This is a genomic window from Marinobacter sp., assembly GCF_046484525.1.
Classification (GTDB): domain Bacteria; phylum Pseudomonadota; class Gammaproteobacteria; order Pseudomonadales; family Oleiphilaceae; genus Marinobacter.
The window spans coordinates 1-5,031 of sequence record NZ_JAWOIS010000039.1; the positions used below are offsets into that span (position 1 = coordinate 1).

Annotated in this window: 4 protein-coding genes and 1 pseudogene; 1 reads left to right on the top strand and 4 read right to left on the bottom strand. The window is 57.9% G+C overall.

The annotated features are described in order from the left end of the window. The 3 genes from R6W86_RS08755 to R6W86_RS08765 all read right to left on the bottom strand — a co-directional run. On the bottom strand, nt 1-875 hold an 875-nt coding region (locus R6W86_RS08755; protein WP_410328982.1), incomplete at its 3' end, for a D-2-hydroxyacid dehydrogenase. Beyond that, on the bottom strand, nt 872-1,957 hold the full coding sequence (locus R6W86_RS08760) for an aspartate aminotransferase family protein (RefSeq protein ID WP_410328983.1): 1,086 nt from the start codon (nt 1,955-1,957) through the stop codon (nt 872-874). The genes R6W86_RS08755 and R6W86_RS08760, both read right to left, overlap by 4 nt. 48 nt (nt 1,958-2,005) lie before the next feature. Beyond that, entirely contained in the window at nt 2,006-2,206 is a 201-nt protein-coding gene (locus tag R6W86_RS08765; RefSeq protein WP_410328984.1) for a hypothetical protein, read from the bottom strand. 410 nt (nt 2,207-2,616) lie between these two features. On the opposite strand from R6W86_RS08765, the gene R6W86_RS08770 reads away from it, so the two are divergent. Beyond that, nucleotides 2,617-4,668: a recombinase family protein gene (locus R6W86_RS08770; protein WP_410328985.1), complete on the top strand. Its 2,052-nt coding sequence runs from the start codon at nt 2,617-2,619 to the stop codon at nt 4,666-4,668. A gap of 19 nt (nt 4,669-4,687) precedes the next feature. Here R6W86_RS08770 and R6W86_RS08775 read toward each other — a convergent pair. Then, nucleotides 4,688-5,031 (bottom strand): annotated as a pseudogene (locus R6W86_RS08775) (reverse transcriptase/maturase family protein); the annotation flags it as partial.

Consider the following 5,031-nt stretch of genomic DNA (forward strand, 5'->3'; position numbering starts at 1 on the left):
TCGCCCAGGGCACGTCGCCAGCCGATGAAGTCACCGGCCATGTGGGCGGAAATCATCACCTCGGGACGGTCCCAAAGCGGATGATCCTCCGGAAGCGGTTCCTCCTCGAACACGTCCAGCGCCGCTCCGCCCAGATGACCGGACCGCAGCACAGCAACAAGATCGTCGGTCCGCACGATCGGTCCGCGGCCCACATTGATCAGGCAGGCGCCAGGTTTCATTTTCCGCAGCATGGATTCGTCGAACAGCCCTTCCGTCTCCGGCGTCAGTGGCGCGGTGATGACCACATGGTCGCTCTCCGCCAGGCAGTCGGCCAGCCGATCCTGGGCATGAACGGCCTCGAAACCCTCGACATCCCGCGCGCTACGCGCGATTCCGGTGACACGCATGCCGGCGGCGGACAGCAACCGCGCGGTCGTGGTCCCTATCGATCCCGCGCCCACCACCAGTGCACGCTGTTCACGGATCAGCGCGGTATCACGGTGCACCCAGCGGTGTTCGCTCTGGTACCGCAGGTTGCCCAGCGTATCCTTGGCAAACATCAGGACAGCGCCCAGTACATACTCCGCGATACCCCGGTCGAACACACCCCGGGCATTGGTGACGGGAATCCCGCTGTCAGTCAGGGCCGGAAACATCAGGGCATCAACCCCGGCACTGGTCGCATGCACCCACTGTACCGACGGATCTTCGGGCCAGCATCTGGCAAGCATTCCAGAGCGGAAATCAGTAACCACCAGGATATCGGCGCGCTGCAGGCCATTGCGCAGTTCATCCTCCTCGCGGACATGGGTGACACGGATATCGTCCGGCAATCCGTCCAGTCCCGGCAGCGCCGGTTCATCCGGTGCCGTGAGAACCAGCACTTCAGTCATGATTCCGCCGCCACCGCCGCCAGTGCCTCACTGAACCGGTTGACCGCATCGTCAACCTCGGCCTCGCTGACCACCAGGGGTGGCAACCATCGTACCACCTGGCCATCGGTGCCGCAGCGCAGCAACAACAGACCACGCTCCTCGGATGCCTGCAGGAGCCGCGCGGCAATATCGGGCCGCGGGCGGTCGGGACCATCCGCAATCTCCATGCCCAGCATCAGGCCCTTGCCCCGGATCTCGTCGATCCACTCATACCGGGTCTGCAGATCCTGCAGCCGTTCCAGAAGCTGACGTCCCCGAGCCTCGGCGTTGTCCACCAGCTTCTCGTCCTCCATCACATCCAGGGTGGCCAGCGCCGCCGCACAGGCCACCGCATTGGCTCCGTAGGTACCTCCCTGGGAGCCCGGGTACCCCTTGTTCATCAGGGACTCGGAAGCAGCGATTGCCGACAGGGGAAAGCCGCTTGCCAGCCCCTTCGCGGTAATCAGGATGTCAGGCCTCACATCGCCGAAATGCTGCTGGCTCCAGAAACGGCCGGTACGGCCGTAACCGGCCTGGATCTCGTCCGTGATCAACAGGATGCCATGTTCGCGGCATCGCTCCCCCAGGCCCTGCAGGAACTCTTCGGTGGCCGGATAGTAACCGTACTCGCCCTGTACCGGCTCGATGATCATGGCGGCCGTATCGTCCGGAGCGCTCTGCGTCTTGAACAGTTCATCCAGTTCCCGCAGACAGAATGCCGTCGTGGTTTTCTCATCCCAGCCATAGCGATAGGTGTGCGGGAAGGGAGCGAACACCACGCCAGCCATCATTGGATGGAAGCCGGTCCTGACCTTGGCCGCCGAGGACGTCAGTGACGCGGCGCCCACGGTGCGTCCGTGAAAGCCTCCGTGAAAGGTGATGATGTTGGCACGGCCGGTCGCCTGCCGGGCCAGACGCAGGGCAGCCTCCACGGCCTCGCTCCCGGAGTTGCTGAAGGCAACCGAATCCAGATTGCCGGCTGGCATCAGGCCGGCCAGTCGGTCACTGAGCTCCAGCATGGGTTCGTGTGTGACAGTGGCGTACTGAGCATGAATGACCATGAGCCGCTGGCTACACCCAAGACTGGTATACGTTTCGCTTGTCGGTTGTTAAAGATCAGCTTTTTGCAGAGGACTCATAATAGCTTTCTTTGCATAAGGCGGTTTATGCAAAGCTTTGCATAATCCGCCTTGAGGCGTCCCGGAGTAGGTTGGAGCGAGATTACCTGCTTCCATTACTCCTGCCTGCAACATCTTGCGGATGAGGTCAATGAAGCGTTCGTCTTTGATGCGTTTGCGCAGACAGTTCAAGATAACCCCATGAGGAATACTCCCGAACGAACCCACAACTTAATACCCCCTTCCACTACCCAGATGGAGAGCGGGCAAAAACCGTCGAGGTCACCGACCCAACGCATCCGCTCTTTGGACGTACTTTCCGGGTCGTCACCTATTCGACCCTGGCGGATGCACAGTATGTTTTGGTGGTTTATCGGGAGCAGATGCTCTTGCGCATTTTGCTTTCCGCCACTACCCTCCGGCCAGCCCAGCTCAGAGTCTTCACCAAACTGACGTTAGCAGCCGTGCAAGAGCTGCTCTCTGTGGCTGAGGCTGAGGAGGTCTTATGTCCATTGAGCCCCGAAACGTCTGGGAAAACCTATCCCCCCAATGCCAAATCCAAATCACGGCGGAACTCACCGCCATTATCCAGGAGGTGATCCATGACTACCTCAGAACTCATCACGCCTGCCCACCTGATGCGCAAAGCCCTGATTTACATCCGTCAATCGACGGTCCAGCAAGTCCTGTCCAATCAGGAGAGCCTGCGCCTGCAGTATGCCCTGCAGCTGCGCGCCCTTGAACTCGGCTGGCGCTCGGAAGAGATCCAGATCATCGACACCGATCTGGGCCAAACGGCCGCCGTCGCCCAAAATCGGGAAGGCTTCAAGGAGGTCATCGCACGGGTCACCTTGGGAGAAGTCGGGATTATTTTGTCTTCGGAAGTGACCCGGCTTTCGCGCAACTGCTCCGACTGGTATCCGCTGCTGGACATCTGTGGATACCGTGACTGCCTGATCGCGGATCGGGATGGCGTTTATGATCCCGCCTCCACCAACGGACGCCTGCTGTTGGGGTTGAAAGGTCAACTGTCTGAGTTCGAACTGCACACGATTCGCTCGCGCCTCACGGCTGGCCTGCTCAACAAGGCCCAGCGCGGCGAACTGGCACTGGCCTTGCCTATGGGTCTGGTGCGGCAGGAAGATGGACGGGTGCTCAAAGACCCCAACCAGGAGATTCAGGATCGCATTCAACTGGTCTTCGATACTTTTTTGCGAGTAAAATCAGCTAACCGAGTGCTGCGTTTTTTCAACCAGGAGCATTTCACCCTGCCGCAGCAGGATCGCTTTGGCGACTTGATCTGGAACCGGCCCAGTGTGGCGGCTATCTTGTCGATCCTGAAGAATCCGGCCTTTGCCGGAGCCTTCGTCTACGGACGCAGCCAAACTCACCGTGAGTTGGGTTCCGGTCGATCGAAAACCAAGCACGTGCCTTTTGGAAAGTGGAAGATCGTCGTGAAGGATAAATATCCCGCCTACATTTCCTGGGAAACCTTTGAACGCATCCAGGCCATGCTCCAGGACAATTACGCCGAATACGATCGCAACAAAACGCGCGGCGTTCCCCGTCCCGGGGCGACACTTCTGCATGGGATCGTGTACTGCGGCGAATGCGGCCACAAAATGGTGGTGCAGTATAAAGGCGGGCCGGAGTACCAGTGCAATTTCCTGCACCAACAATACCAGGTTCCGGTCTGCCAGCGCATTCGATCTCGACCAATCGATGATTTCGTAGTGCAGGCTTTCTTTCAAGCCTTGTCCCCCAGCGAACTGGATGTTTACGAACGGGCCTTACAAACGCACGCCGAGGTCGACCAGCAAGCCCGGCAAGCTCAAGAACAGCAGTTGGAACGCTTGCGATATCAGGCCGCGTTGGCGCAACACCAGTATAACCAGGTCGATCCAGATAACCGCCTGGTGGCGGCAGAACTGGAACGACGCTGGGAAGCCGCTCTCGTAGCCCTCCAAGAAGCTGAAGACCGGCTGGCGCTTCAACAACAGCCAACCCAAAATCCCCCCTCCCTGCCACCCGAACTCAAAGCCGCTTTTTCCCGCATCGCTCAAAAACTTCCCCAAATCTGGGACCAGGAAGAACTCCTGCCCACTTCACAGAAGAAAGCCCTGCTGCGCTGTCTGATCGATAAAGTCGTTATCCACCATGTGGCCCATGACAAGATCCAGACCCGCATCGTTTGGAAAGGTGGTGAATCCACCACGGCCATCGTGACCGTCACGGTGGGCGCCTTCTCTCGCCTTTCCTCCGCAGCCCACATGGAAGACCTGATCTTGCAACTCAACCAACAAGGCAAAACCGACCAAGAAATCGCTCAACATTTGACCCAACTCGGTCTGACCTCACCGAAGAACCCCCAAGCGGTTTTGCCTAGCACGGTCCGGACCATCCGCTTGAAGCATCGCATTTTCCTCAAGCGCAGCCAGTCCCACCCGCGTCACATCCCTGGCTACCTAACCATCCCACAAATTGCACCTCAACTCGGGGTTACCCCTCACTGGATCTATCACCTTATCCGTACTGGCCGGATCGAAATGACTCGTGACCCAAACACCGGTCTCTATTTGTTCCCCGATCAAGCCGAAACTCTCAACTCCCTTCGTCAACTCAAAGCTGGCACTGTTAAGCACTTGCGTTTTTAAAGAGGCATCAAGATGTACGATCAAAACAATCTGTGATGTCGCCTTCGATGATCCATTTTGTACCTCTCCAAGTGTGCTGTAGTTCTTGTAGGGCTGTGTGACAGCCTCTCGATTGCCTAAATCCGTGAGAATGTTCGCTGAACTGTGGGTCGTAATAAGCATCCAGAATGGACCTTATTACTTCCTGTAATAGCTTGTCACTCCATGTGGGTAGGCCGAGTGGTCGTAGTTTTCCGTTTGTCTTTTTGATGTAAGTCCGCTTGACTGGTTTCCATTGATAGCGTTCGTATTTGATGGCTTCGATGATGCTATCAATTTTGTCTGTGGACATTCCATCTGCTGTTTCCGGCGTAACTCCGGGTG